Source organism: Acidimangrovimonas pyrenivorans, from assembly GCF_042643245.1.
GTDB classification, from domain to species: domain Bacteria; phylum Pseudomonadota; class Alphaproteobacteria; order Rhodobacterales; family Rhodobacteraceae; genus Acidimangrovimonas; species Acidimangrovimonas pyrenivorans.
This window is the reverse complement of sequence record NZ_JBHRSK010000003.1, coordinates 58929-84794: the sequence shown is the minus strand read 5'-3', so window position 1 is coordinate 84794 and position 25866 is coordinate 58929. Positions and strand designations below refer to the sequence as shown.

The window sequence follows — 25866 nt, the reverse complement described above, 5'->3', positions numbered from 1 at the left end:
TAAGGGGACAAGAAAAAACGGGCGCAGGTTCCCCCGCGCCCGCCTCTTGTCCGTCCGCCGCTCAGATCGCCTCGAGCAGCGCCTCGCCGGCCGACATCTCGCAGACACCGGGATTCGCCTCGACATGCAGCACCTTGACGACGCCGTCCTCGACCAGCATCGCGTAGCGTTTCGAGCGGCCGATCAGCCCCGCCGGCGGCGCGTCGAAAGCCATGCCGACGGCGCCGGTGAAGGCGCTTTGCGGATCGCCCAGCATGGTGATGCCGGCATCGTTGGCCCCGGTCTGCTCGCCCCAGGCGCCCATCACGAACGGGTCGTTGACCGAGACGCAGATCACCTCGTCCACGCCCTTGGCATCGAAAGCGGGCTTGGTGCGGATGAAGCTGGGCACATGGGCCGTGGTGCAGGTGCCGGTAAAGGCCCCCGGCACGGCAAAGATCACCACCTTGCGGCCCCTGGTCAGCACGTCGACATCCACCGCCTCGGGGCCCTCGGCCCCCATCCTGACCAACGTCGCCCCGGGAAGAACATCCCCAACCGAAATCGTCATTTGCACTCCTCGCGCGTTGCGTTTCACACGCCCGGCCATATAGGGTCGGCACGGCATCGGACCAGAGCATTTCGGAGGGCAGGGCAAATGTCTGGAATCGTCGTGATCGGGGCGGGGCAGGCCGGCGCCTCGCTGGTGGCGAAACTGCGCGCGCTCGGCTATGACGGCGCCCTGACCCTGGTCGGCGAAGAGCCGCAGCCGCCCTACCAGCGTCCGCCGCTGTCGAAGCAGTACCTGCTGGGCGAGATGGCGCTGGAACGGCTCTACCTGCGCTCGGCCGAATTTTACGACGAGAACGATATCGCGCTGCGCCTCGGCCGGCCGGTCACCGCCATCGACCCCAAGGACAAGACCGTGACCGTCGGTGGTGAGGTCATCGGCTACGACCAGCTCGCCCTGACCACCGGGGCCGAGCCGCGCAGCCTGCCGGCCGATATCGGCGGCACGCTCGACGGCGTCTATACCGTGCGGACCCTGGCCGATGTCGACGCGATGGGGCACGAGTTCCGCAAGGGCGCCCGGCTGCTGGTGGTCGGCGGCGGCTATATCGGGCTCGAGGCCGCGGCGGTGGCTGCCAAGCTCGGGCTCGAGGTCACGCTGGTCGAGATGGCGCCGCGCATCCTGCAGCGGGTCGCGGCGGCCGAGACCTCGGACTACTTCCGCAAGCTCCATGCCGATCACGGGGTGACGATCCTCGAAGGCACCGGGCTCAAGCGCCTCAAGGGCGAATCGCGGGTCAGCGGGGCCGAACTGGGCGACGGCCGGGTGCTCGAGGTCGATTTCGTCATCGTCGGCGTCGGCATCGCCCCCGCCACCCAGCTGGCCGAGGCCGCCGGGCTGGCGCTGGAGAACGGCATCCGCACCGACGCCCGGGGCCGGAGCTCGGACCCGTCGATCTGGGCGGCGGGCGACTGCGCCTCCTTCCCCTACAAGGGCGGCCGCATCCGGCTCGAGAGCGTCGGCAACGCCATCGACCAGGCCGAGGCGGTGGCGGCGAACATGCTGGGCGCCGGCAAGGATTACGTTGCCAAGCCGTGGTTCTGGTCGGACCAGTATGACGTCAAATTGCAGATCGCCGGGCTCAACACCGGCTACGACCGGGTGATCTCGCGGCAGGACGGCGACGGCTGCTCGTTCTGGTATTTCGCCGGCGACACGCTGCTGGCGGTCGACGCGATGAACGACCCGCGCGCCTACATGGTCGGCAAACGGCTGATCGAGGCCGGGCGCTCGCCCGACCCGGCGGCGCTGGCCGATCCGGCGACCGAGATCAAGGCGCTGCTGAAAGCGTGAGGATCATCGGCGGCAAATTTCGCGGTCTGGCGCTGGCCAGCGTCGGCAAGGGTGATGCGGGTGCGCATCTGCGGCCGACCACCGACCGGGTACGCGAATCGATCTTCAACCTGCTGATCAACGGCGGTTACGGTGACCCGGTCACCGGCGCCCGCGTGCTCGACCTCTTCGCCGGCACCGGGGCGCTGGGGCTCGAGGCGCTGTCGCGCGGCGCGGCGCGGGTGACCTTCGTCGATGACGGGGTCAAGGCGCGGGCGCTGATCCGGCAGAATATCGAGAAGACCCGGGCGATGGGCGTCACCGACCTCTACCGCCGGGATGCCACCCGGCTGGGCGAGAATCGCGGCGCGCCCTATGACCTGATCTTCCTCGATCCGCCCTATGGCCAGGGGCTGGGCGAGATTGCCCTCGCCGCGGCGTCCGTCGGCGGCTGGCTCGCCCCCGGCGCGCTGGTGGTCTGGGAGGAAAGCACCGCGCCGGTTGTGCCGGAGGGGTTCGAGCAGCTCGACCAGCGCCGCTACGGCGACACCCTGGTCACGATCCTGCGGGCGCCGGAATGACGCCGCGGGCCGTGATTTTCGACTGCGACGGCGTGCTGGTCGACAGCGAGGCGCCGGCCTTCGAGATGATGGCCGAGGAATTCACCCGCCACGGCCTGCCGCTGTCGCCCGAAGATGTCGCCCGCGACTATGTCGGCGGCACGATGCGCATGGTCTGGCATCGCGCCCGCGCTGCCGGCGCCAGCCTGCCCGACGACTGGGTCGAGAAGTTCTACGTCCGGCTCTATGCGAGGCTGGGCGAGGGCACGCCGCTGATCGCCGGGATCGAGGCCGTGCTGGACGCGCTCGACGGGGCCGGGATTCCCTATGCGGTGGGCTCGAACGGCTCGCCGCAGAAAATGCAGGTGACGCTGGGCCAGCATCCCGCCGTCATGGCGCGGTTCGAAGGCCGGCTGTTCTCGGGCCAGGAACTCGGCGCCCCCAAGCCCGAGCCCGGGCTTTATCTCCACGCGGCGCAGGCGCTCGGCGTCGCGGCGGCGAATTGCGTCGTCGTCGAGGACAGCCCGACCGGCTGCATCGCCGCCCGCCGCGCCGGCATCCCCTGCTGCGGCTTCGCCGCGCATGACGACGGCGAAAGGCTGGCGGCGGAAGGGGCGCGGGTGTTTCACCGGATGGCGGATTTGCCGGGGCTGCTCGGCCTCGGGCGAGGTTAAGTCACGGTTAACGAATTGGCGTTCGTTTTCGCGGCGCAGCTCACGACGCGGCCAGGAACGCCCGCGCCTGCCCGGCGGCCCGCGCGGCGTAGTCGCGCAGGCGCGGATCGTCCGGCGCCATTCGCGGCACCGCCCAGCCGCAGGAGGCCAGGCAGCGCAGCATGGTGAACATCGGCAGCAATGCGGCGTCCTGCGCGTCGAGCGGCCGGGCGGCGCGATAGCCCGCCAGCGCCGCGGCCTGCAGCTCGGGGAAAGCGGGTTCGTCGAGGTTCTGGATCATCAGCGTGCCGAGATCGTAGAGCCGGAAGCCGAAGCCGGAATCATCGAAATCGATCAGGCTGATCCGGTCGCCGTCCAGCAGCAGGTTCTCGCGCATCAGGTCGCCATGGATCAGGCCGTAATCGCCGCCCCGCGCCCGGAAGTCCTCCAGCACCTGCCGCGCCGCCGCGCGCGCTTGCTGCAGCAGCGCCCGCTCGTCGCCGGTCAGCGCCGGGTTCTGCCAGAACCGGCCCCAGAACGGGCGATCGCCCAGCAACCCCTCGATGTCCCAGCGCGGCCGGGTGAAACCGGCCGGTAGCTGCACCGCGTCGGTCGCGTTGTGCATCTCGGCCAGCAAGCGGCCGATGGCCCGGAAGCGGGCGATTTGGGCCGGAACAGAGCCTGATAGCGGCGTGAAGGCCTCGCCCAGCGGCGTCCCCTCCACCCAGCCGACGACCGAGGCGGCGCGGCCCTGCTCCGGTTCGTGGACGAGGACGCCGGACAGGGTCGGGACCGGCTCCGGCACCGACAGGCCGGCCGCCGCCAATGCCCGCGTCCAGTCCAGTTCCGACCGGATCGCCGCCGCCGTCTGGTAGCCGGCGCGATGCAGCCGCAGCGCCGCCCGGCGCCCGCCCGCCAGCACCACCTCGTAGACCGCGTTCTCGCGATCCTTGATCAGCCGCGGCGGCACCTCGGCCCCGCCCCAGGCGGCCAGCGCCTGCTGTGCCTCGGCCAGGCTCATGCCGGCAGGGTCTCCAGAACCTCCGCCAGGGTATCGACCAGCAGGTCGGCATGTTCGCGCGAGAACGGCATCGGCGGGCGGATCTTCAGCGTGTTGCCGGCGCGGCCGATCTTGTTGAGCAGGATGCCCCGCGCCTTCATCGCCTCGACCACGGTTTCGACGAATTCGGTCGCCGGCGTCAGCTGGGCATCGGTCACGAACTCGACGCCGAAGAACAGCCCGGCGCCGCGGACCTCGGCGATCATCGGATGCGACAGCTCGCCCAGCCGCGCCAGTGCGTACTGGCCGGTGTCATGGGCGTTTTCGACCAGACGTTCGGTTTCGATCACGTCCAGCACCGCGTTGGCGGCGGCGCAGCTGACCGGGTTGCCGCCGAAGGTGTTGAAATAGCCGAAGGCCTGGCGGAAGGCCGCCATCACTTCGGGCCGCGCAACCACGGCGCCAACCGGGTGGCCGTTGCCCATCGGCTTGCCCAGCGTCACCACGTCGGGGGCGAAGCCCAGCCGCTCATGGCCCCAGAAATGGCTGCCGATGCGGCCGAAGCCGGGCTGGACCTCGTCGGCGATGACGATCCCGCCGGCCCGGCGCACCACCTCGACCGTCGGGTCGAGGAAACCCGGTTCCAGCACCGGGAAGCCCTCGTTGGCGAAGAACGGGCAGATGGTGAGCGAGGCGAAGCCGTGGCCCTCGGCCTCGAGCTCGTCGATGGCGCGGGCAACGTTCTGCGCGAAGGCCTGGGCCTGCACCTCCTGGCCGCCGCCGACCGGGCGCAGGCTGTCGGGCGCCGGCACCCGGCGGACATTGGGCGGGTAGCCCCCGATCGGCGGCCGCCGCGTGCTCAGCTGGCTGACCAGCGCGGTGTTGCCGTGATAGGTGTTGTCGGTCGCGATCATGCCGGTCTTGCCGGTCACCGCCTGGCCCATGCGCAGGGCAACGTCATTGGCCTCTGACCCGGTGCAGACCATCGCCAGCGTGTCGAGGTCATGGCCGAACAGCGCGGTCAGCCGCTCGCCGTAATCGAGAATGCCCTGGTGCAGGTAGCGGGTATGGGTGTTCAGCGTCGCCGCCTGTTTCGCGATCGCCTCGACCACATGCGGGTGGCAATGGCCGACATGGGGCACGTTGTTGTAGCAGTCGAGGTAGCGGTGGCCGTCGGCATCCCAGAGCCAGACGCCCTCGCCGCGGACGATCTCGACCGGGGTCTCGTAGAAGGTCGGCACGTTGGGGCCGAGCAGGCGCCGGCGCCGTTCCATCAGACCCGCGATATCATTCATTCCTCGACTCCCGGCTTGCCGCGCAGGGCCTTGACCTGGCCGCGCTTGACTTTGCTGTCGACCCGCCGGCGCTTGCTGCCAAGTGTCGGCCGGGTGGCGATGCGCCGCTTCGGCGCGGTGAGGGCCGAGCGGACCAGTTCGGCCAGCCGCTCGCGCGCGATCTCGCGGTTGCGGGCCTGGCTGCGGGTGTCCTCGACCCGGATGACGATGGCACCATCCAGCGTCCATCGGCGACCGGCGAGCCGCTTGAGGCGCGTCTTCACCGGCTGCGGCAGATGCGGGCTGCGCGCCGCCTCGAAGCGCAGCTCGACCGCAGTTTCCACCTTGTTGACGTTCTGCCCGCCGGGACCGGAGGAGCGCGAAAAGCTCTCGGTCATCTCCCAGTCTTCCAGAGTCAGGGTGTCGGTGATGCGCAGCATGGCCGCACGCTAGCCGATGGCAAGGCCGAGCGGAACAGGGATATGAACGGAACGTTCACGCCGCAGCATCGGGTGTTGTTTCAACCGCCGGACCGCTGCCCAGATAGGCCGCGAGCAGGCGGCGGCTTTGCTCCAGTTCCGCCATCCGGTCGTCCAGCACGGACAGTTGCTGGCGGATCTGCTCCTTCATCGTCTCGCAAAGTTCCGCCCCGGCTGCGTCGGGAAACGGGCACTCCAGAAGCCCGCGAATCCGGTCGAGAGGCAAGCCGGCCCGGTTCAGCGTGGTGATGCGCCGGACCGTTTCGAGCGCGTTGCGGGAATAGATGCGGTATCCCGCTGCGCTACGGCCCGGACTCAGCAAACCCTGCGCTTCGTAATAGCGCAGCATTCTGACGCTGACGCCGCTGGCGCGGGAAAGCTCTCCGATCTGCATGATGCCCTATTGACCCTGACAGTGCTGTCAGACTGTAGCGTCCCGCCCCGGAAGACAACAAGGACACTGTAATGTTGAAGCTTGTCATGTGGGTCAAACGGTTGCCGCATCTCAGCCGTGCCGAGTTCGATACCCATTGGAAGGAAATTCACGGGCCACTGGTACGGCGCCACAGCGCGGTTCTGGGGATCCGACGCTATGTCCAGACCGTCCCATTGGACAATCCCGCCGCGCAGGCTGCGATCCAGTCCGGACGGGGGACGGTGCCGGTGGATTTCGACGGCGGCGCTGAACTCTGGTGGGACAACTTCGACGCCCACCGAGCCGCCCGCGAGACCCCGGACGGCGCTCGCGCGCTTCGGGATCTTATGGAAGACGAGGCACGGTTCGTCGACCTGTCCCGATCCCAACTTTGGTACGCGACCGAGCGGGCGATCATATCGTAGCCGCATGGCGCCCTGCCCGGGAGCCACTGCCATCCCGGCTGCGCCAAACGGAAAGGGCCGCGCTAGCCGCGCGGCCCTCCGAGTTCCTGGAGATGGGCCAGTTAGGATCAAGGCCCAATCAGTTGGCGTGCGCCTGTGGGGCTGCCCTCAGGCCACCTTCCTCCTGACTGTCCCGACACCTCTCTCCAATATCCCTCTCGACACTGGACCACCTCCTTTCACTGCGTTGCGCTAATTCGAAGTGTGCCACAGATCTTGTGTCTGTCAAAAGTTTTTACGCAACCGGTGCGACGACTCGCCGGACGACGACGCGGTATGGCACAAGTGCAACAAGGGCGAGCGACATCTTCACCATCCAGTCGGCAGCCCCCAGGCTGACCCAGAGCGGCACCGTCGGGCCATGGCCCAAGAGCGGCAGCATCTCGTTGGCCCAGGCAACGTCGTTGCCCGGCTCGAGGAAGGTCAGCGCGCCGGCGAAGGCGAGCGAGAAGAAGATGATCGTGTCGAGCGCCGAGCCGATCAGCGACGAGACGAAGGGCGCGTGCCACCAGACCCGGCGGCGCAGCGCGTTGAAGACGACAACATCCATCAGCTGGCCGACCAGGAAGGCGGTGCCCGAGGCGACGGCGACGCGCAGGGTGACGATCGGACCGTATTCGCCGACGATCTGGGTGCCGATCAGCGAACAGACGACGCCGACGACGAAACCGGCCAGCACCACCTTCTTGGCCACGCGCACGCCGAAGGTGCGGTTGGTCAGGTCGGTGACGAGGAAGGCGAAGGGATAGGTGAAGGCGCCCCAGGTCAGCCATTGGCCGCAGAGGAACTGCACGAGGATGTTCGAGGCCACCACAACGATGGCCATGGCGAGGACGCCAGGTAGGTAGGTGCGGATCATGATGTATTCCGTTTTGGCAAGGTCGCGGAGACTTGGTCCCGCCGGCTCTGCCCGAGGGGACACGGTGTCCTAGCGCCCCGGCCCCGTCCGGTCAAGTCACTCGGTAACGACGTAGTCGACCAGTTCGGTGCGCTGGAAGAGGCTGAAATTGTCGTCCGAGACCATGGTCAGCCGGATATGCCCGGCCGTGTCGCGCCAGACGGCGAGGCCCTCGAGGTTGTCATGGGCGCCCAGCCGGCTCTGGAACAGGGTTTCGCCCGGCCCCGGGCCCTGCGGCCCGAGGCTGAAGCGCCGCACCCGGCTGGCGAAGCCGACGACGCCGGCGAAACGGCGCTCGAGCAGGTAGAACTTGCCGTCGGGGCCGAAATCGGCGCCGACCGGCAGGAATTCACCCTCGCGCGGCAGCGTGAAGGATTGGCTCCACTTGCCGTGGCTGAAGCGGTAGAGCTTGAGCGGTCCGTCCTTCGGGTCGCGCTCGGGCAGGGTGTAGAGGGCGCCCTGCCGGTCGATGGCCAGCGGTTCGAGCGAACCGTTCAGCGGCATGTTCTTGAAATCGGGATGGCGCGGCAGGATTTTCGCCGCCCCGCCCCGGCGGTCGTATTCCAGGACCCGCTGCACCCCTTCGAAGGAGATATACATCCGCCCGTCCGGCGCGATCGCCAGCCCCTCGCTGTCGGCCTTCCAGCGCGGCAAGACCCGGCCCCTGCGGTCCACCACCGGATGGCGCGGCCCCAGCGTCGCGCCGGTGATCGCCCCGGCGGCATTGCGGGTGAAGCGGCCGCTGGCATAGTTGCCTCGGTCGGAAAGCACGACGAAGCGCGTCCCGTCCTCCGACAGCTCGAGCCCCGAGAAACCGCCGAACCAGCGTTCGTTCAGGCGCCAGACATAGGTGCCGACAAGCTGCGCCGGCGACGCCAGCGCGGCCCGGCCCATCGGCGCCTGCAGCAGCAGGAGCGCGGCGATCAGCGCGAGGCCAGGACGTTGGCGCATTGGGCGGGCAGGTCGGCCATGGTGAATTCGCGCGGCCCCTTGCGATGCGGCCGCTTCTTGGCGTTCTTCTTGGGTTTCGGCGGATGCTTGAGTGCTTCCAGGTAGTCGGTCACCCACCAGCGCAGGCTCTTGTCGCAGCCGTTGCCGCCATGGGACAGCTGCGCCACGGTCGGGCGCTGGGTCTGGCACAGCGTCGCGCCGGGCGGGCACTTGAGGCGGATGTGGAAATGGCTGGCATGGCCGTACCACGGCCGGATCTTCTGCAGCCAGCTTGTGTCCGAGGGCTTGGCCGTCTTGCACATCTCGACCTTGACGGCGGCGGCGACGAAGATCCGGTCGACCCGCGGGTCGGAAGCCGCGGCCTTCATGATGTTGTACTGCGCCCGGGTCCATTTGCCGTTGACCCGGGTCTGGTCGGCGGTGCGGACGGGGATCGAGCCGATCTTCTCGCGCGCGGCGCGGCTCAAGTGCATGTCGGTGCCCGGCCGCATCCAGATATCGGCGTCGAGGCCGATCTGGTGGCTCTGGTGGCCCGAGGCCATCGGCCCGCCGCGCGGCTGGCCGATATCGCCGATATAGAGCCCGTTCCAACCCTTCTGTTGTGCCGCGACCCGGCTCAGGTCCTCGAGAAAGGCGACGGTCACCGGCTGGCCCCAGTTGCGGTCGCGGCCCAGCCGCATCGCCTGCCAGGTCGGCCCCGTTTCGGGCAGCTGCACCAGCCCGGCGGCACAGCCGCGAGCGTAAGATCCGATCGGCATCGGCTTCTGGTCGCTGGGCGTCGCCTCGGCCCCGAACAGGCGGGTGGCCAGCGGATCGGCCGGCGCGGCGCCGGCCAGGGCAAGTGCCAGGGCAAGGCCCGTCGTCAGGCGCCGGATGAGGCGGAGGGGGATGCGGTCCATTCTGCTGCTCGATCACCGTCGGGTTTGACCCAGACTAGCAGCACGAGGCCCAGAATAAAAAGGAAGATGAGCGGGGAAATGCCCAGCTGCTGGCTTCCGGTCAGGCTGGTGGCGATGCCGATCGACAGCGGTGCGATGAACGAGGTCGCCTTGCCGGCCAGCGCGTAGAGGCCGAAGCTCTCGGTGATCTTCTCGGGGTCGGCCTGGCGGACGAGCATGGTGCGGCTGGCCGACTGGATCGTGCCGCCGACGGCGCCGATGATGCCGCCGAGAACATAGAAGGCGATGTCGGGCAGGTGGCTCGCGGGGCCGACCGGGATGCCGAAGACCGAGGTCCGGGTGACGAAGATGATCGCCAGCGCAACCGAGGTCAGCACCAGCGCGCAGAAGATGATGACCGGCTTGGGGCCGAAACGCGCATCGGCATGGCCGCCGACCCAGGTGAAGACCGCCCCGGTGATCGCCGCCAGGATGCCGAAGATGCCGACATTGACCACCGACCAGCCCAGCACGCCCGAGGCGTAGATGCCGCCGAAGACATAGATGCCGTTCAGCGCGTCGCGGTAGAACATCGAGGCGCCGAGATAGGCGAACAGGCTGGGCGTGTTGGGCAGGTTGCGCAGCGTCCCCTTCAGCTCGGGCCAGGCGCCGCGCACCGCCGCGGCCATGCTGATCGCGTCGGGCTTGCGCGGCTCGCGCACCCACAGGAAGAACGGGATCATGAAGACGGCGTACCACAGCGCGGTGAACGGCCCGACCGAGCGCGTGCCCTCGCGCAGCGCCGGGTCGAGGCCGAGGATCGGCGAGATGCCGATCAGGGTCTTGCCGGTCGCGCCCTCGGCGAACAGCGTCAGCATCAGGATCAGCGCGATCACCCCGCCGACATAGCCGAAGGCCCAGCCCGAGCCCGAGATCCGGCCGATCTCGTCATGGGTGCCGAGGTCGGGCAGCATCGAGTTGGTGAAGATGGTGGCGAATTCCATCCCGATCAGCCCGACGCCGAAGAACATCATCGTCGTCCAGACGTTGAAGTGGTCGGGCGCGGCGTACCACAGCCCCCAGGCGCCGACGACATACATCGCCGAGAACAGCCAGACGAAGGGCAGCCGGTGGCCCGCCTTGTCGGCCACCGCGCCCAGCAGCGGCGCCAGCACCGCGATCAGGATGCCGGCGGCGCCGATGCCGAAGCCCCAGACCTGCTGCGCGGCCGAGCCGCTGCCTATCAGGTCCTTGATATAGGGAGCGAAGATGAAGGTCAGCAGCAGGGTGTTGTAGGGCTGGCTGGCCCAGTCGAAGAAGAACCAGCCCCAGATGCGGCGCCTGGCGGAAATCTCGGCCATCCCTGTCTCCCTGCCCCCGGCGCTCTGCCTCCGGGTGTTAACCATTACGCCGATAAGACAGGGAATGGGACGGGCGTGCAAGCCGCTTCGCCGCTTCGGCCGGCGGTTGCACCGGCTCAGGCCGCCCGGTCGCGCCCGGCCTCCTGCCCCTTCTCCGGCGCCGCCGGCGGCGGCCAGGGCCGCTCGGCCTCGGCCTCGATCCAGGCCCGGACCCAGCGCGGCAGTTCCGGGCTTTCCTGCGCCGCGCCCAGCGCCTCGACCAGCTTGACCGGCGCGACGATGCCGCCCGCATCGGTGATCGCCAGCCGCAGCAGCGCCTGGCTGGTGCAGTCGCCGCCGCGCCACATGCTCTGCTCCATGTAGATGAAGCGGCAGTCCCAGCCCAGCGCCCGGGTGTGCATCTCGACCCGGTCGAAGGCCCGCACCCGGCGGCGATAGCGCACCGAGGCGCCGGCCACCGCCATGCCCCAGCGTTTCGCTTTCATCACCCGGCCGATCCCCGCCCGCCGGGCAAAGGGCAGCCGGCCGAGATCGTAGAGCGTCAGGGTGCGGCCGTTGTTCAGCTCCAGCCACGGATCGATGTCCCAGGGCCAGCAGACGTGATGCGAGACATGGGTGTCCAGCACCGCCAGCGACGGGGCCTTGCGGAAGACCAGCAGTTCCTTGGCCAGGCGAAAGACGGGATACATGATGCGCTCCTTGTTGACCGCCCCGTGCCGCGTTGCAGCGAAAAGGTCAAGCGAAACGCGGGGGAACTCATGGCGGTCCAAGGGCTGCGACCGGGAAACGGCGCGCGCACCCCTCCTTTCTGCTCGAAAATATCCTCGGGGAGCGCGAGGGGCAGACAGCCCCTCGCCCATCGCGACGCGCCCCCGGCGCGGCGCAAACAGGAAAACGCGGCGGCGCGGCCATCTTCCCGGGCAATCCCCGCCCCGCCGCTTCCCAGGCCGCGGCCTTCGCCCGCACCGCCTTGCCCTTTGCCGGGCGCGCCTATACCTCTGGGCCAGTCCGGACACGCAAGGAACCGATCCATCATGGGCACACTCGTCTTCGCCGCACAGCTGATTCTGAACGTCGTCTATTTCGTCGTGATCGCCCACATCATCATGAGCTGGCTGATCAACTTCCAGGTGCTCAACCTGCGTCAGCCGCTGGTCTATCAGCTCTGGGACGGCCTCAACCGGTTGCTCGACCCGATCTATTCGCGCGTGCGCCGCTTCATGCCGGATACCGGAACGCTCGATCTGGCGCCCCTCGTCGTGCTGATCGCCATCATCATCATCCGCACAGCGATCGCGCGGAACTTCGGACCCGTTTACTAACGGGTCTGACCTGTCCCAATTCAGGCCGTTCTCCCGATGCCCGCTGCCGACGATCTTCTCCACTCCGTTTTCGGCTTTCCCGGCTTCCGCCCGGGGCAGGAGGAAATCGTCGCCGCGGTGGTCGAGGGCCGCAACACCCTTGCCATCATGCCGACCGGCGGCGGCAAGTCGCTGTGCTACCAGCTGCCCGCCCTGTGCCGCGAGGGCGTGACCGTCGTCATCTCGCCGCTGATCGCCCTGATGCGCGACCAGGTCCGGGCGCTGCGCGAGGCCGGGGTCGAGGCCGGGGCGCTGACCTCGGGCAACACCGAGGAGGAGACCGAAGAGGTCTTCCGCGCCCTCGACGAAGGCCGGCTGAAACTGCTCTACATGGCGCCGGAACGGCTCGCCTCGGGCGGCACGGCAACGCTGCTGCGGCGGATCAACTGCAACCTGATCGCGGTCGACGAGGCCCATTGCGTCAGCCAGTGGGGCCATGACTTCCGCCCCGACTACCTGCGCATCGGCGAGCTGCGGCGCGCCCTCGACGTGCCGCTGGCCGCCTTCACCGCCACCGCCGATGCCGAAACGCGGGCCGAGATCGTCAACCGCCTGTTCGACGCAGTCGAGCCGCAGACCTTCCTGCGCGGTTTCGACCGGCCCAACATCCACCTCGCCTTCGCCGTCAAGGACAGCCCGCGCAAGCAGATCCTGACCTTCGCCGCCAGCCGCAAGGGCCAGTCCGGCATCGTCTATTGCGGCACGCGATCGAAGACCGAGAGCCTCGCCGCCGCCCTGCGTGAGGCCGGCCATGCCGCGGTGCACTATCATGGCGGGATGGAGGCCGACGACCGCCGCCATACCGAGTTCCGCTTCCAGCAGGAGGACGGCCTCATCGTCGTCGCCACCGTCGCCTTCGGCATGGGCATCGACAAGCCCGACATCCGCTGGGTCGCCCATGCCGACCTGCCGAAGTCGATCGAGGCCTATTACCAGGAGATCGGCCGCGCCGGCCGCGACGGGGCGCCGGCCGAGACGCTGACGCTCTACGGCCCGGACGACATCCGCCTGCGCCGTTCCCAGATCGACGAGGGCCTCGCCCCGCCCGAGCGCAAGGCGGCCGACCATGCGAGGCTCAACGCCCTGCTCGGCCTCGCCGAGGCCCAGGCCTGCCGCCGCCAGGTGCTGCTGCGCTATTTCGGCGAAGAGGCCGACCCCTGCGGCAATTGCGACCTCTGCGACAGCCCGCCCGAGATCTTCGACGGCACCGAGGCCGTGCGCAAGGCGCTGTCGGCGATCCTGCGCACCGGCGAGAGTTTCGGCGCCGGCCACCTGATCGACATCCTGACCGGCAACGCCACCGACAAGGTCCGCCAGCGGCATCACGACGACCTGCCCACCTTCGGCGTCGGCCGCGACCTGTCGAAGGGCCAGTGGAATGCCGTCTTCCGCCAGATGATGGGCCGCGACCTCGTCCGCCCCGACCCCGAACGCCACGGCGCCCTGCGGATGACCGAGCCCGCCCGCCCGGTGCTGCGCGGAGAGGAGACGGTGACGCTGCGCCGCGACACGATCCAGAAGGCGGCGAGCCGCGCGAACGTGATCAAGACGCTGGTCAGCGAAGAGGACGCGCCGCTGCTGTCGGCGCTGAAGGCCAAGCGCCGGGCGCTGGCCGAAGCGGCGCGGGTGCCAGCCTACGTCATCTTCCCCGACCGCACCCTGATCGAGATGGCCGAGACCCGGCCGCAATCGCTGGACGAGATGGCGCGGATCACCGGGGTCGGGGCCAAGAAGCTGGAACGCTACGGCGCCACCTTCCTCGAGGTCATCACCGGCGCGCTGCCGGAGGCGCAGCATCCGGCCCGGCGCAAGCTGGCCGGGCGCGCGGGCGGCGATCTCTACGACCGGCTCAACGCCGCCCAGATAGACCTGGCGCGCGGCATGGACGGGACCGAGAAACCGCTCAGTTGCTCCTCCGCCCTGATCGCCAAGATCGCCGAGCTGCGCCCGCGCGACCCGGACACGCTGGCCCGGCTGTTGGGCGACCGGCGCGCCGACCGGTTCGGCGCCGCCTTCATGGATATTCTGCAAGAGGAGTGACGCATGCTGGCCGTGATCTCGCCCGCCAAGAAGCTCAACTGGAACGCCAAGGCCCCGCTGCCGGTCACCGAGCCGCAATTCCCCGACGAGGCGGCGGAACTGGCCGCGGTCGCGCGCGGGTTGTCGGTGGACGAGCTGCGCAAGCTGATGTCGATCAGCGAGAACCTCGCCAAGCTGAATGCCGACCGTTTCGCCGCCTTCTCGGAGACGCCGGACCCCGTGGCCCTGCGCCCCGCCGCCTTCGCCTTTGCCGGCGACACCTATGTCGGGCTCGAGGCCAAGACGCTGGACGAGGATGCGTTGCGCTGGGCCCAGGATCACCTGCGGATCCTGTCCGGCCTGTACGGGCTGCTGCGGCCCCTCGACCAGATTCAAGCCTATCGCCTTGAAATGGGCAGCCGGCTGAAGACGGCGCGCGGCAAATCACTGTACGACTACTGGGGCGACCGGCTGTCGCTGGCGCTGAACGCGGCGGCAGCGCGGGCCGGGACCGACCTGCTCGTCAACTGCGCCTCGACCGAGTATTTCAGCGCCGTCGACCCGGCCGCGCTGACGCTGCGGGTGATCACCCCGGTCTTCCTCGAGGAACGCGGCACCGAGCGCAAGGTGGTCAGCTTCTGGGCCAAGCGGGCACGCGGGGCGATGGCGCGTTACATGATGGAGAACCGGCTGACCGATCCCGAGGCCCTGAAGGGCTTCGACACCGGCGGCTACCGTTTCGAGCCCGATCTGAGCGAAGGCGACCGCTGGGTCTTCCTGCGCAGCGAAACCGACGCCGCGGCGGCCTGAAACAGGCTCTGACCCGGCCTATTCCGCCTCGGCCGCCATGCATTGCCGGCCGTCCGGCCCGGCGACCCAGAGCCGGTTGCCCCGGCGCGCGAAACGCGCCTGTTCGAAATGGAACAGCGGCGCGGTGGCGCGGAAGCGGAAGCCGCTGAGCGACCCGAGATGTTCCTCCGCCATCAGCATCAGGACCTGCGCCAGCAGCGGGCCGTGGACGATCAGCCCCGGATAGCCCTCGACCTCGCGGCAATAGTCGAGGTCGTAATGGATGCGGTGGCCGTTGAAGGTCAGCGCCGAATAGCGGAACAGCGTCGTCGTCGAGAAGGCCCGTTTTAGGCTCTGTTCCGCCTCGACCGGCGCTTCCGGCGGCACCGGCTGCGGTGCGCCGGGGGCCGGATCCTCGCGATAGACAAGGTCCTGCCACTCGGTCAGGCAGGTCTGGCCGTCCTGGCTGATCTCGTGCCGCAGGGTGACGAAGGCGAGCGGCCCGGTGCGCCCCGACTTCTCGGTCACCGCCTCGATCGTGGTCACCCGCAGCGCCGGCCGCCCGGCGAAGAGCGGGGCGTGGAAGGCCAGCCGCCCGCCGGCCCACATCCGCCGCGGCAGGCCGAGATCGGGGATGAAACCGCCGGTCTTCGGGTGACCGTCACGGCCCAGCTCCGCCTCGGGCAGGGCGGTCCAGAAATAAACCTGGTGGGCGAAAGGCGGCAGCGGCGCGGCCGGATCGTAGGGCAAGCCCAGCGTGGCGCAAAAGGCCTGCGCCCGGGCCGGGTCGAGCGGGTCTGTGGTGGTGAGGCTGGTGCCGACGGAAGGGTGCATGGCGCAAGGGTAGAGCCGAAACCGGCGCTTGGGAATGGCAAACCCGGCCCGGCCAGCGAAAACCGGGAACAGCCCTGAACGGGCCGTTTCCGGCCATGTTAGAGACGATTCAGCCCGCGCGGTGCCGCTCCGCCGCCGCCCGCAAATCCGCCATCAACTCGTCCAGCGCCTTGCGCTGACGCGCGTCGATCAGGTGCCCGTCGGCATCGAAGGCCTTGCTGCTGTCGGGGATCAGAACATCCGGCCCCGGCAGGACATGGGCCCGGAACGGCATCAGGAACAGCCGCAGCGCGTATTGCGTGCGCTCGCCGCCGGCCCGGCCGCCCGTCGCCGACATGATCGCCACCGGCTTGTCGCGGAACGGCTGGCCCTCGGTCCGGCTGACCCAGTCGAGCGCGTTCTTCAGCACCCCGGGCGGCGCCTTGTTGTATTCCGGCGTGGCGATGATCACCGCGTCCGCGGCCCCGATCCCGTCGGCCAGGCGCTGGACCTTGTCGGGGATGCCCGTCGCCTCCTCCTCGTCGGCATCGAAGAGCGGCAGGCGCAGGTCGGCCTCGTCATAGGCCGCCGCGCCAAAGGCCCGCCGGGCCTCGGCCAGCAGCAGACGGTTGGTCGATCCGGCGCGCAGGGCGCCGGGGATGCCGAAGAGTTTCAGTGTCATCGCAATTTCCCCTGTTCACGCCCCTGTCTTACGGCGTCCGGCGGCAGGTGCAACCCGCTTGCCCCCGGCCTCCGGCTGACGCAGGGTGGCGACGATCGGAACGGAGGCAAGCGATGCGGCACGGCGGCAAAATCTTGGCGGATCAACTGGCGATCCAGGGTGTGGAGCGGGTATTCTCGGTACCCGGCGAAAGCTTCCTGGCGGCGCTGGACGGTCTCTATGACAGCGGGATTCAGAATGTCGTCTGCCGCCAGGAGGGCGGCGCGGCGATGATGGCCGAGGCGCATGGCAAGCTGACCGGCAAGCCCGGCGTGCTCTTCGTCACCCGCGGGCCGGGGGCGACCAATGCCTCCTCGGGCATCCATGTCGCCAAGCAGGATTCGACGCCGATGGTCGTCTTCGTCGGCCAGATCGCCCGCAACCACCGCGACCGCGAGGCGTTCCAGGAGGTCGACTACCGCGCCGTCTTCGGCACGCTGGCGAAATGGGTGGCCGAGATCGACCAGACCGAGCGCATCCCGGAATATGTCTCGCGCGCTTTCCACGTCGCCTGTTCGGGCCGGCCCGGACCGGTTGTCCTTGCCCTGCCCGAGGACATGCTGAGCACGGCGTCGGATGTCACCGACATCGCCGCCCCGGCCCCGGCGCCCGAAGGGGTGAGCGACGCGCAGGTCACCGCCGTGGCGGCGGCGCTGGCCGAGGCCGAGCGGCCGCTGGTGGTCGCCGGCGGCACGCTGTGGTCGCAGGAGACCGCGCTGGATCTCGAGCGGTTCGCCGGCGCCTGGGGCCTGCCGGTCGCCGTCACCTTCCGGCGCCAGGACCACATGGACAACCGCCACGCCAACTATGTCGGCGATCTCGGCGTCGGCATGAACCCGAAGCTGGGCAAGCGGCTGCAACAGGCCGACTGCCTGCTGGTGCTGGGCTCGCGCTTCGGCGATATCGCGACCGGCGGCTACGAGCTGCTCGACCCGACCAGGCCGGGGCCGAAGATCCTCCATGTCCACCCCGACCCGGACGAGCTTGGCCGCGTCTTCCGCCCCGAGCTTGCCATCGCCGCCGATGCCGGGCAGATGATCTCCGAACTCGCCCGCCGCAACGGCCCGGGCAAGGACAGCTGGGCCGATTGGACCGAGGCCGCCCGCGCCGAGTACGAGGCCTGGGGCGACCCGGTCGAGACCCCCGGCGCGGTAAAGATGGAGCAGGTGGTGAGCTGGCTCTCGGACAGCCTGCCCGAGGACGCCATCCTGACCAACGGCGCCGGCAACTACGCCGCCTTCCTGCACCGCTACTACCGCTTCAAGCGCCACGGCACCCAGCTGGCGCCGACCTCGGGCAGCATGGGCTACGGCTTCCCCGCCGCGATCGCGGCCAAGCTTCAGCACCCGATGCGGACGGTGGTCTGCCTGGCCGGCGACGGCGATTTCCAGATGACGCTGAACGAATTCTCGACCGCGGTGCAACATGGCGCGGCGGTGATCGTCGTCGTCGCCAATAACGGCCGCTACGGCACCATCCGGATGCACCAGGAACGTCACTATCCCGGCCGGATCTCGGGCACCAACCTCGCCAATCCCGATTTCGCCGCCCTCGCCCGGGCCTATGGCGGCCATGGCGAGACGGTCGCGGACGGCGCCGATTTCGCCGCCGCCTTCGAGCGGGCGCGGGACGCGGGCAAACCCGCCGTGATCGAGTTGAAGCTCGACGCCGAGATGCTGTCGACCTCGATGACCGTCAGCGAGATGCGGGCGCTGGGAGAGAAGGCCCGAGGCTAGACACAGGCGGAGAGGGCGGGACGCCTCCGGCGGGAGTACTTGGACAAAGAAGAAATGGGAGCCCTGCATTTCTTCTTTGCGACAAATACTCCCCGCGGAGCGTCCCGAACCCTCCGTTTGCGCAGGGGCCGGGCCGTTAGCGCAGCTGCACCGTGGCCCGGGCGGCGCGCCCCTTGGCGTCGATCACCGACAGGGTGACGAAGCCCGGTGCCGCCAGCTTGACCACGTCCTGACGATCGCGCGAACCGATCACCACCGGCTTGCCGTCGGCCAGCCAGGTGAAGGGCGGCACACCGTTGCGGACCCGGACCAGCAGCTCGCCATCGGTGAGTTCGACCTGCGCCCCGTCGGGCGGAAAAGCCAGGTCGGGGGCGTCCGGCGGCGAAGCAAAAGCGGCTCTGCGGCTGCGGAAATGGCGCAGGGGCGGCGGCAGCTCGGCATTGGACACCATCAGCGTCGCGGCGGGCGGCGGCGGCAGCGGATCGAGCGTCGGCTTCAACCGCGCGAAGGCCTGGAACAGCACCGGCGCGGCCAGTTCGCCGCCGAAGGCGCCCGGCACCGGAGTGCCGTCGGGCCGGCCCATCCAGACGCCGACGACATGGCGTCCGTCGAAGCCCACCGCCCAGGCGTCGCGATGGCCGTAGCTGGTGCCGGTCTTGTAGGCGAGGCGGTTGCGCGGCGCGCCCGGCGGCGGCGGCAGGCCCGAAAGGATGTCGGCGACCTCCCAGGCCGCGACGGTCGACATCACCCGCGCGCCGGGGTTCGGCGCCGCCCCGGCCCGAACATGCAGCGGCAGGGCGACGCCGCCGCGGGCGATGGCGGCGTAGAGCTGGGTCAGGTCCTGCAGATCGACGCCGACGCCGCCCAGCGCCACCGCCAGCCCCGGCTTGCCGCCCGGCACCACCGCATGGACCCTGGCGCGGCGCAGCCCGGCCATCAGCCGGGCCGGCCCGATCGCGTCGGTCAGCAGCACGGCGGGGATGTTTAGCGACAGCTGCAGTGCCTCGCGCAGCCGGATCTCGCCGCGGAAGCGGTGGTCAAAATTCTGCGGCTCGTAGCTGCCGAAGGCGACCGGGCGGTCGTCGATCAGGGTTTCCGGGTGGGCGAGGCCCTGGTCGAAGGCAAGGCCGTAGACCAGCGGCTTCAGGGTCGAGCCGGGCGAACGCAGCGCCCGGGTCATGTCGATGAAACCCTGGCGCCGGCCGGGGCGGTAGCCGGCCGAGCCGACCGAGGCCAGGATCGCGCCCGAGCGGTGATCGGCGACCACCATCGCCACCTGCAGCCGCTTGCCATGGGCCGCGACCGCCTCGGCGGCAAGCTGCTCCAGCCGTTTCTGCAGACCGGCATCGAGGGTCAGGCGCAACGGGCTGGTGTTCGGGTGTTCGGCACACAGCCGCTCGGCGACATGGGGGGCGAGGGCCGGGAAGGGGCGGCGAACCTCCGGGATCGGTTCGCGAAGGGCCGCGCCCACCTGCTCGGCGGTCAATATGCCCTCGCCCAGCGACCGCGCCAGCACCCGGGCGCGGGCGGCCCCGGCGGCGGCCGGATCGCGGTCGGGGCGCCGCGTCTCGGGCGATTGCGGCAGGGCGACCAGCAGCGCCGCCTGGGCCGGGGTCAGCCGGTGCGGCTCCTTGCCGAAATAGGCCAGCGTCGCCGCCCGCACCCCTTCCAGATTGCCGCCAAAGGGCGCGATCTGTAGGTATAGAGACAGAATCTGCCGTTTCGACAGGTGCCGCTCCAGCGCCAGCGCCAGCCGGATCTGGCGCAGCTTGCCGGCCCAGTGACCGGTGCCGCTATCCTCCAGCAGCCGCGCCACCTGCATCGTCAGGGTCGAGCCGCCCGAGACAACATGGCCCGACAGCGCCGCCTGCCCCGCCGCCCGGACAAGCGCCCGGGGATCGACGCCGTGATGGCGGTAGAAACGCCGGTCCTCGTAGCCCACCAGCATCTTGAGGTAGAGCGGATCGACCTTGGCCGGATCGACCGCCAGCCGCCAGATCCCGTTGCCGACGGTGAAGGCGCGCAGCAGGGTGCCGTCGCGGGCCAGCACCTCGGCCGAGGTTGCCGGGCTCAGGGACGGCAGGACCGTCGCATCGACCCAGGCGTCGAACCGGTCACGGCCCAGCGCCGCCAGCCACAGCGCCGCCGCGAGGGCGAAAAGCGTGGCCGGCAGGCGGCGTTTCACTGCACTGTCACCGTGCCGGTCGCGCCATGGGCGCGGAAGGCCGGGCGATACATGTCCTCGACGCTGGCCGCCGGGTGGTGGAAGGTCCCGGGCGAGACCGCGCGGACGATATAGGCAAGGCGGAACGACGCCGGCCCGCGGCGGTCGACCTGGGCGAGGAAGCGGTCGCGGCGGAACTCGCTATGGCTGACATCGTCTTCGGTCTTGAGCCAGTCGAGCGCGCCGACATCGCCGCCGCGGATCAGGTGCGGGTTGTCGATCTCGAACCCGGCCGGCAGCGGATCGTCGACCATCAGCCGCGCCTCGCCCTTGCCGAAGGGCGTGACCTCGAGCACCGTCACCAGCCGCGTGCCGGCCTTGACGGTGGCGATGTCGGCGGGCTTGCCGTCGAGCGTGTAATAGGACCGCTTGATCGCGTAACCGTTGCCGCCCGGCTTGCCCGGCTGCTGCGGCACGCCGAAGGTGGTCAGGGTCAGCACCGCCTTGGATTGCGACCCGTTATGCACCGTCACCGGCTGCAGGGTCCGGTCCTCGGCCACCCGGATCAGCGGCCCGTCCACCGGCGCGCCATCCACGGTGAAGCCCTCGGCTCCGGCCCGGTCGATCAGCGCATGGGTGGCCAGCAGCGCCCAGGTCGCCTCCTGCGTCGAGACGTTCAGAGCGCCGGGTCGCGCGGCGATCTTCTCGATCAGCGCGCTGTCGTCGACCACCTTGCTGCCCGCTTCCCCGGCCAGCGCCAGCACCGCGGCGGCATCGCGCCGCGCCGTGCCGTAATCGGCGCGCCAGGTCTGGAACAGCCCGCCGGTGGCCGGCTCCTGCTCCACCATCCTGGCCGCGCGGCGGAACATGGCGTCGGCGCGGGTCTGGTCGCCATAGGCCGCCAGCGCCGCGCCCAGCTGGGCCGCCGCGATCGGGGTGTCGAAGGCCCCGGCCTTGACGTCGGCATAGTAGCGCAGATCGCCCACCGCCGCCGCGCCCTCGCGTGCCAGCACCATCAGGGCATAGGCGTAGGGGCCGCCGTTCTTGTCGAAATCGGGGGCGTAGTTGATCTGGTTGCGCAGGTTGTCCAGCGCCGCGCGGAAGGCGACATCGGGCACCTTGAAGCCCTGCGCCCGGGCCCGGCTGAGGAAATCGGTGACATAGGCGTCAAGCCACAGGTCGCCCGAGCCCGGCCGCCACAGCCCGAAAGCCCCGTTCGAGGATTGATTGGTCAGCACCGCGGTCACCGCGGTCTCGATCCTCTTGCGCAGGTCGGCGCGGGTGCCGAGGCCCATGACCTTGGCGACATCCTCGAAATAGAGCAGCGGCAGCGCCTTCGAGGTAAGCTGCTCGGTGCAGCCATAGGGATAGCGGTTGAGCGTCTCCAGCAGGCCGGGCGCATCGAAACGGGCGATCGGACCGACCGCCATCGTCACCTGCCCGGTGCCCGGCCGCAGCCCGGTGAAGACATCCCGGGTCAGGCTGAAATCCTTGCCCGCGGCGAGGCTGAAACGGCTGACCCGCGTCACCGAAGGATCGTTGACCTCGACCGGCAGGTTGAGCGTCTTGGTCAGGCGCTGGCCGCCCGGCGTGGTCAGGGTCACGTCGATGGTCTGGTTGCCCACCTCCTCGGCCGTGATCGGGATCGAGAGGTTTTTTTGGCCATGTTCGGCAAGATCGAAGCCCGAAGGTACGGTGCCGATCTGCACCCCCGTCGAGGTGACGTCGAGCCCGACACGCCCCGCCGGCCCCTTGGCGTGGTGGACCTCGAGCAGCAGCCGGCTGCCGTCGCCCGGCGCCAGGAAGCGCGGCAGGCTGGCCGTCACCACCACCGGGTCGCGCACCAGCACGTCGCGGCTGGCCTGGCCGACGCCGGTCTTCGACCACGCCACCGCCATCAGCCGCACGGTGCCGTTGAACGACGGCAGGTCGAAGGTGGCATGGGCGAGCCCGTCCGCCCCCACCGTCACCGGCCCGACGAAGAACGCGACCAGCTTCTCGGTCGGCGGCGGCGACATCAGTTTCGCCTGCGCCGCCGCGTCGCCGCCCGAGCGCACCTGGCCCATCGCGCCGTTCATGCCGTCGATGAGGCGGCCATAAAGGTCGCGGATACCGACCCCCAGCTTGCGCTGGCCGAAATAGTGGTCCGAGGGATCGGGCGCCTTGAAGGCGGTGAGGTTGAGGATACCGACATCCACCGCCGCCAGCGTGACATAGGCGGTTTCGCCCGGCTGCACGCCATCCACCTTCACCGCGACGTCAAGTGGGCCGCGCGGCGCGGCCTCTTCGGGGGCCTCGATGCTGGCGGTCAGCTGGCGCGGGCCGGGGTTCACCCTGGCATAGGTCAGGCCCAGCGCCCGGGCCGGGTTGTGGCCGGCCGCGGCGTCCATCGGCCGGATCAGCGACGCCGTGACATAGGCGCCGGCGCCCCAGTCCTTGGTCACCGGGATCGGGATCTCGCTCGCCCCGGCCGGCACCTCGACCGCCTGGCGCCAGATCAGCCTGTTCGACAGCACCGTGACCAGCGCCGTCCCCGCCGCGCGCGGCACGATCCGCAGCCGCGCGGTGTCGCCGGGTTTGAAATCCGGCTGGTACAGAGACACTTTCAGCTGGTCCGGCGTGTCCTTGCCGGTCGCGGGCGCATACCAGCCGGCATAGAAATCGACCGAGCTGGCGGCATAGGGCATGCCCTCGCGCGCGACCCTGATCTCGTACTGGCCCCAGGTGACCGGCGCCGAGACCTGCAGCGGGGTGTCCGCCCTCAGCTCGGCCGTGCCGGTGGCAATCCGGGTACGGGTCGTCATCGGCTCCCAATGCCAGTCGCCGTAGGAGCGGTACCACTGGTAGCGGGTGACGACGCGGTTGACGGTCCATTTCACGGTCATCGGCACCGTGGTCTCCTGCGGGCCGACGGCAATGACATCGAAGCGGGCGGTGCCGTTCTCGGCCACCACGTCGTCGAACAGCGGCTTGATGCCGATCATCGGGGTCGAGGGCGTCAGCGCCCTGGTGACCCGGCGCTCGACCGGCCGGCCAGAGCCCTCGGCCACCCGCGCGGTGACGGTCAGCTTCAGCGGCCGGGCCGGGTCCTGCACCTCGGGCAGGTTCACCGGCAGGGCCAGGTTGCCCGCCGCGTCGGTGGTGTTGCCCGAGGGCAGCGATGTGGCGACGGCCGAGAACGGCGCGTCGTAACGGCCGAACCTGTAGCCCGGAAAGGCGGCAAGGCCGTCGGCCGCGGCGATCTGCGCCTCGCCCTCGACCGAGAGATCGGCGCCGGGCGCGCCGAACAGGTATTTGGCGGCAATCGTCAGGCTGGGCCGGTCGCCGAGGCGGATCGGCGCCTCGGGCAGCTTGAGCGAGAAATCGATCCGCTCGGGCAGGAAATCCTCGACCAGGACCGTCTGGCTGGCCAGCGGCGGCGCGTCCGGGTCGGCCAGGATGTCCAGCCGCCAGACCCCGCGCGGCGCGGTGCCGGCAATCGGCAGGGTGAAGACATGGCCGCCGGCGCCGGCATCCTGCGCCAGCGTGCGGGAATACTCGACGCCATCGGGGCGCGACAGCCGTGCGGTCAGCGGCAGGCCGGTGATCGCCCCGGCCTCGGCATCGCGAGTCAGGGCCGTCGCATGCACCGTCTCACCGGCGCGATAGGCGCCGCGGTCGGTGGTCAGGAAGACGTCGATCGGCGGCGCCGGCTCGTGCCCGGCGACACCGCGGTCCGACAGGTCGAACTCGGGATCGGTGAGCGACAGGAAGGCGATGTCATCCGCCGCTTTCGCCTCGATCAGCGCCGGCGCCGCGCCGCCGGTGCCGCGGGTCAGTCCGGCGGGGAAGCTGGCATAGCCGGTGGCGTCGGTGGTCGCGGTCCCCAGCACCCGGTTCGAGCGCGAGATCAGTTGGACTTCCACCCCGGCATCCGCCTTGGCGGTGCCGAGGCTGCGGACGAAGACATGCAGGCCATCGACCCCGCTCATCGTCGTCAGGCCGAGATCCGAGATCACGAACCACTGCGTCGCCGCCGGGGTATCATAGGGGTCGGCGCCGGGAATGGTCGCGGTCAGGGCATAGACACCCGCCGGCAAGCCCTTGAGCGCGTCTTCCATCGGCAGCCGGGTGGTCATGTCCCTGTTGACCTCCATCGCCACGTCGGCCGTGCCCTTCCAGACGTTTTCGGCCATGTCAGAGCCGAAATTCCGCAGTTGGTAGCGGCTCATCGGCTTGCCGAGATAGTCATCCTGGATCGCCCGGATCAGGTTGCGGTCACTGACCCGCGCCAGCGACAGTTCCAGGTGCTCGACATTCACCGTCTTGACCGGCAGCGCCGCCGTGCCCGCGCGCGGCAGGACATAGGCGCGGCCCGGGAAGCGGACCGAGGGGCTGCGGTCGCGGACATAGAGGGTGAGGGTCACCGGCTTGACCAGGCTCTCGCCGCTCTTCGCCGGCAGGCCCTTGCGGAAGGTCAGCTGGTAGCGCCTGCCATGCTCGACGCCCGAAACGCAGAGCTGGCGGCCCTCGGCCTCGACCGACAGGCCGGTGTCGGGCAGTTGCACGAAGGGCGCGTAATCGACGCCCGCCGACACCAGCGCCTCAGAGAAATCGGCGCAGATGCGCGGGCTGGCGCTGTCGCTCTGGACCTCGTGGCCGGTGATGCGGAAGCCGTATTTGCCGATCGCCGTCTCCAGCAGCGCCGCGATGTCGTCGCGCGGCTGCAGGCTCTGTGCCAGCCGCAGCGGCGCGATCATGTCGCGGCCGCGTCCCAACTGCTCCAGCGCCTGCGCCATCACCGCCAGCGCCGAGGCCCGGACCGGCTTGCCATCGGCCCGCAGGTAGCCGTTGATCGCGGCCGACAGCGCCCGGCTGCGATATTCGCTGCGCGACAGCCGCTTCGAGTTGTATTGCGCCGCCAGCAGCAGCCGGCCGTAGTCGACCCATTGGTCGGCGGCGTCGGTCAGGTTCAGCGCCGCCCCGGTATAGCGCGCGGCGGCGTCCGGGTTGCCCGCCTTCTCGGCCGCGCGGGCACTGTCGAGCAATTGCCGCGCCGTCCATTCGCCAGTCACCAGGCGGTCGGCCAGCCCGCGCGCCTGTTTCAGCGCGACGTCGAGATCGCGGCCGCGCAGGAAGGACAGCTCTGCCCTGCGGGTGACGGCGCGGGCCAGCACCGCCTTCGGGGTATCGATCACCCGGCCCGACAGCGCGCCGGCGAAGGGGATCGTCTGCTCGACCCCCGTCTTGGGAAAGCAGGCGCCGGCCCGCAGGTTGAAGGTGAAGGCGTGGCAGTCGGGATTGGCGAGGCAGGCGCGCTCGCACGCGTCGATGGTGGTGTCGAAGATCTTGCCGATATCGCCGCCGGGAAAGTCGATGTCGTTCGACAGCACCAGCCGGCGTTGCGGGATCGGCGAGTCGTCGGCATGGGCCGGAAGCGTCAGGACGGTCAGCGCAACCAGCAGCGCCGTGAGAAAGCCACGCATCGAAATCTCCTCGCTCACCAATGCGGGAATGCTGGCACAGCGG

The 25866-nt window shown here is 69.8% G+C and carries 22 protein-coding genes; 8 read left to right on the top strand and 14 right to left on the bottom strand.

Annotated features, from left to right (window positions below; genetic code table 11):
• Positions 1 to 61 precede the first annotated feature (61 nt).
• Positions 62 to 550 carry a peroxiredoxin gene (locus tag ACFOES_RS02665; RefSeq protein WP_377831615.1) on the bottom strand — a complete coding sequence of 163 codons (489 nt, stop codon included), beginning with the start codon at positions 548 to 550 and terminating at the stop codon, positions 62 to 64.
• 87 nt (positions 551 to 637) lie between these two features.
• Between ACFOES_RS02665 and ACFOES_RS02660 the strand changes: the two genes are divergently transcribed.
• From ACFOES_RS02660 to ACFOES_RS02650, 3 genes are read left to right on the top strand one after another with little or no spacing between them, the layout of a single operon-like run.
• Positions 638 to 1843, top strand: coding sequence for an NAD(P)/FAD-dependent oxidoreductase (locus ACFOES_RS02660; RefSeq protein ID WP_377831614.1), 1206 nt, complete (start codon positions 638 to 640; stop codon positions 1841 to 1843).
• Positions 1840 to 2403 carry a 16S rRNA (guanine(966)-N(2))-methyltransferase RsmD gene (rsmD, locus tag ACFOES_RS02655; protein ID WP_377831613.1) on the top strand — a complete coding sequence of 188 codons (564 nt, stop codon included), beginning with the start codon at positions 1840 to 1842 and terminating at the stop codon, positions 2401 to 2403. Before ACFOES_RS02660 ends, rsmD begins: the two co-directional genes overlap by 4 nt.
• Positions 2400 to 3056, top strand: a complete 657-nt coding sequence (locus ACFOES_RS02650; protein ID WP_377831612.1) for an HAD family hydrolase — start codon at positions 2400 to 2402, stop codon at positions 3054 to 3056. The genes rsmD and ACFOES_RS02650 overlap by 4 nt, the downstream gene beginning before the upstream one ends.
• A 40-nt stretch (positions 3057 to 3096) precedes the next feature.
• Here the strand turns inward: ACFOES_RS02650 and ACFOES_RS02645 are convergent, their stop codons facing one another.
• Genes ACFOES_RS02645 through ACFOES_RS02630 form a run of 4 tightly spaced genes read right to left on the bottom strand, consistent with a single transcriptional unit; the run spans position 3097 to position 6182 of the window.
• Positions 3097 to 4056 (bottom strand): phosphotransferase enzyme family protein, encoded by a 960-nt coding sequence (locus ACFOES_RS02645; RefSeq protein ID WP_377831611.1) that lies wholly within the window; start codon positions 4054 to 4056, stop codon positions 3097 to 3099.
• Entirely contained in the window at positions 4053 to 5330 is a 1278-nt protein-coding gene (locus tag ACFOES_RS02640) for an aspartate aminotransferase family protein (RefSeq protein WP_377831610.1), read from the bottom strand. Before ACFOES_RS02640 ends, ACFOES_RS02645 begins: the two co-directional genes overlap by 4 nt.
• The gene (arfB, locus tag ACFOES_RS02635; protein ID WP_377831609.1) at positions 5327 to 5749 is read right to left on the bottom strand and encodes an alternative ribosome rescue aminoacyl-tRNA hydrolase ArfB; all 423 of its coding nucleotides are present in this window, start codon (positions 5747 to 5749) and stop codon (positions 5327 to 5329) included. Before arfB ends, ACFOES_RS02640 begins: the two co-directional genes overlap by 4 nt.
• Positions 5750 to 5804: 55 nt before the next feature.
• Positions 5805 to 6182, bottom strand: coding sequence for a MerR family transcriptional regulator (locus ACFOES_RS02630; RefSeq protein ID WP_377831608.1), 378 nt, complete (start codon positions 6180 to 6182; stop codon positions 5805 to 5807).
• A 71-nt stretch (positions 6183 to 6253) separates the two neighbouring features.
• Here ACFOES_RS02630 and ACFOES_RS02625 point away from each other — a divergent pair, with 71 nt between their 5' ends.
• Positions 6254 to 6628 (top strand): EthD domain-containing protein, encoded by a 375-nt coding sequence (locus ACFOES_RS02625; RefSeq protein ID WP_377831607.1) that lies wholly within the window; start codon positions 6254 to 6256, stop codon positions 6626 to 6628.
• A 274-nt stretch (positions 6629 to 6902) separates the two neighbouring features.
• On the opposite strand, the gene ACFOES_RS02620 is transcribed toward ACFOES_RS02625, so the two are convergent.
• The 5 genes from ACFOES_RS02620 to ACFOES_RS02600 form a co-directional block, all read right to left on the bottom strand.
• The gene (locus ACFOES_RS02620; RefSeq protein ID WP_377831606.1) at positions 6903 to 7526 is read right to left on the bottom strand and encodes a queuosine precursor transporter; all 624 of its coding nucleotides are present in this window, start codon (positions 7524 to 7526) and stop codon (positions 6903 to 6905) included.
• A 96-nt stretch (positions 7527 to 7622) separates the two neighbouring features.
• Entirely contained in the window at positions 7623 to 8516 is an 894-nt protein-coding gene (locus ACFOES_RS02615) for an esterase-like activity of phytase family protein (protein ID WP_377831605.1), read from the bottom strand.
• Positions 8489 to 9415: a penicillin-insensitive murein endopeptidase gene (gene mepA, locus ACFOES_RS02610; protein WP_377831604.1), complete on the bottom strand. Its 927-nt coding sequence runs from the start codon at positions 9413 to 9415 to the stop codon at positions 8489 to 8491. Before mepA ends, ACFOES_RS02615 begins: the two co-directional genes overlap by 28 nt.
• Positions 9379 to 10755, bottom strand: coding sequence for an MFS transporter (locus ACFOES_RS02605; protein WP_377831603.1), 1377 nt, complete (start codon positions 10753 to 10755; stop codon positions 9379 to 9381). Before ACFOES_RS02605 ends, mepA begins: the two co-directional genes overlap by 37 nt.
• A gap of 116 nt (positions 10756 to 10871) precedes the next feature.
• Positions 10872 to 11444: an acyl-CoA thioesterase gene (locus tag ACFOES_RS02600; protein WP_377831602.1), complete on the bottom strand. Its 573-nt coding sequence runs from the start codon at positions 11442 to 11444 to the stop codon at positions 10872 to 10874.
• 345 nt (positions 11445 to 11789) lie between these two features.
• On the opposite strand from ACFOES_RS02600, the gene ACFOES_RS02595 reads away from it, so the two are divergent.
• Genes ACFOES_RS02595 through yaaA form a run of 3 tightly spaced genes read left to right on the top strand, consistent with a single transcriptional unit; the run spans position 11790 to position 14945 of the window.
• Complete coding sequence (locus ACFOES_RS02595; protein ID WP_377831601.1) at positions 11790 to 12077, top strand: YggT family protein; 288 nt, start codon at positions 11790 to 11792, stop codon at positions 12075 to 12077.
• Between the two features lie 36 nt (positions 12078 to 12113).
• Positions 12114 to 14156, top strand: coding sequence for a DNA helicase RecQ (gene recQ / locus ACFOES_RS02590; protein ID WP_377831600.1), 2043 nt, complete (start codon positions 12114 to 12116; stop codon positions 14154 to 14156).
• Between the two features lie 3 nt (positions 14157 to 14159).
• Positions 14160 to 14945 (top strand): peroxide stress protein YaaA, encoded by a 786-nt coding sequence (gene yaaA, locus ACFOES_RS02585; protein WP_377831599.1) that lies wholly within the window; start codon positions 14160 to 14162, stop codon positions 14943 to 14945.
• A gap of 18 nt (positions 14946 to 14963) precedes the next feature.
• On the opposite strand, the gene ACFOES_RS02580 is transcribed toward yaaA, so the two are convergent.
• Together ACFOES_RS02580 and ACFOES_RS02575 are read right to left on the bottom strand one after the other, a co-directional pair.
• The gene (locus ACFOES_RS02580) at positions 14964 to 15758 is read right to left on the bottom strand and encodes an FAS1-like dehydratase domain-containing protein (protein ID WP_377831598.1); all 795 of its coding nucleotides are present in this window, start codon (positions 15756 to 15758) and stop codon (positions 14964 to 14966) included.
• Positions 15759 to 15867: 109 nt separating this feature from the next.
• Positions 15868 to 16419 (bottom strand): NADPH-dependent FMN reductase, encoded by a 552-nt coding sequence (locus tag ACFOES_RS02575; RefSeq protein ID WP_377831597.1) that lies wholly within the window; start codon positions 16417 to 16419, stop codon positions 15868 to 15870.
• 113 nt (positions 16420 to 16532) lie between these two features.
• On the opposite strand from ACFOES_RS02575, the gene ACFOES_RS02570 reads away from it, so the two are divergent.
• Positions 16533 to 18194, top strand: a complete 1662-nt coding sequence (locus ACFOES_RS02570; protein WP_377831596.1) for a thiamine pyrophosphate-binding protein — start codon at positions 16533 to 16535, stop codon at positions 18192 to 18194.
• Positions 18195 to 18330: 136 nt separating this feature from the next.
• Here ACFOES_RS02570 and pbpC read toward each other — a convergent pair whose 3' ends face one another.
• A complete protein-coding gene (pbpC, locus tag ACFOES_RS02565) occupies positions 18331 to 20379 on the bottom strand; it encodes a penicillin-binding protein 1C (RefSeq protein WP_377831595.1) in 2049 nt (682 codons plus the stop codon).
• A complete protein-coding gene (locus ACFOES_RS02560; RefSeq protein WP_377831594.1) occupies positions 20376 to 25823 on the bottom strand; it encodes an alpha-2-macroglobulin family protein in 5448 nt (1815 codons plus the stop codon). Before ACFOES_RS02560 ends, pbpC begins: the two co-directional genes overlap by 4 nt.
• Between the last annotated feature and the right edge of the window lie 43 nt (positions 25824 to 25866).

Bases quoted from the DNA above. Each gene is read 5' to 3' on its own strand.
- ACFOES_RS02640 (WP_377831610.1), bottom strand. From the start codon at position 5,330: ATGAATGATATCGCGGGTCTGATGGAACGGCGCCGGCGCCTGCTCGGC.
- ACFOES_RS02665 (WP_377831615.1), bottom strand. From the start codon at position 550: ATGACGATTTCGGTTGGGGATGTTCTTCCCGGGGCGACGTTGGTCAGG.
- ACFOES_RS02600 (WP_377831602.1), bottom strand. From the start codon at position 11,444: ATGTATCCCGTCTTTCGCCTGGCCAAGGAACTGCTGGTCTTCCGCAAG.
- mepA (WP_377831604.1), bottom strand. From the start codon at position 9,415: ATGGACCGCATCCCCCTCCGCCTCATCCGGCGCCTGACGACGGGCCTT.
- ACFOES_RS02575 (WP_377831597.1), bottom strand. From the start codon at position 16,419: ATGACACTGAAACTCTTCGGCATCCCCGGCGCCCTGCGCGCCGGATCG.
- ACFOES_RS02625 (WP_377831607.1), top strand. From the start codon at position 6,254: ATGTTGAAGCTTGTCATGTGGGTCAAACGGTTGCCGCATCTCAGCCGT.
- ACFOES_RS02605 (WP_377831603.1), bottom strand. From the start codon at position 10,755: ATGGCCGAGATTTCCGCCAGGCGCCGCATCTGGGGCTGGTTCTTCTTC.
- ACFOES_RS02620 (WP_377831606.1), bottom strand. From the start codon at position 7,526: ATGATCCGCACCTACCTACCTGGCGTCCTCGCCATGGCCATCGTTGTG.
- ACFOES_RS02595 (WP_377831601.1), top strand. From the start codon at position 11,790: ATGGGCACACTCGTCTTCGCCGCACAGCTGATTCTGAACGTCGTCTAT.
- ACFOES_RS02615 (WP_377831605.1), bottom strand. From the start codon at position 8,516: ATGCGCCAACGTCCTGGCCTCGCGCTGATCGCCGCGCTCCTGCTGCTG.
- arfB (WP_377831609.1), bottom strand. From the start codon at position 5,749: ATGCTGCGCATCACCGACACCCTGACTCTGGAAGACTGGGAGATGACC.
- yaaA (WP_377831599.1), top strand. From the start codon at position 14,160: ATGCTGGCCGTGATCTCGCCCGCCAAGAAGCTCAACTGGAACGCCAAG.
- ACFOES_RS02645 (WP_377831611.1), bottom strand. From the start codon at position 4,056: ATGAGCCTGGCCGAGGCACAGCAGGCGCTGGCCGCCTGGGGCGGGGCC.
- ACFOES_RS02630 (WP_377831608.1), bottom strand. From the start codon at position 6,182: ATGCAGATCGGAGAGCTTTCCCGCGCCAGCGGCGTCAGCGTCAGAATG.
- ACFOES_RS02560 (WP_377831594.1), bottom strand. From the start codon at position 25,823: ATGCGTGGCTTTCTCACGGCGCTGCTGGTTGCGCTGACCGTCCTGACG.
- ACFOES_RS02650 (WP_377831612.1), top strand. From the start codon at position 2,400: ATGACGCCGCGGGCCGTGATTTTCGACTGCGACGGCGTGCTGGTCGAC.
- recQ (WP_377831600.1), top strand. From the start codon at position 12,114: ATGCCCGCTGCCGACGATCTTCTCCACTCCGTTTTCGGCTTTCCCGGC.
- ACFOES_RS02660 (WP_377831614.1), top strand. From the start codon at position 638: ATGTCTGGAATCGTCGTGATCGGGGCGGGGCAGGCCGGCGCCTCGCTG.
- ACFOES_RS02580 (WP_377831598.1), bottom strand. From the start codon at position 15,758: ATGCACCCTTCCGTCGGCACCAGCCTCACCACCACAGACCCGCTCGAC.
- ACFOES_RS02570 (WP_377831596.1), top strand. From the start codon at position 16,533: ATGCGGCACGGCGGCAAAATCTTGGCGGATCAACTGGCGATCCAGGGT.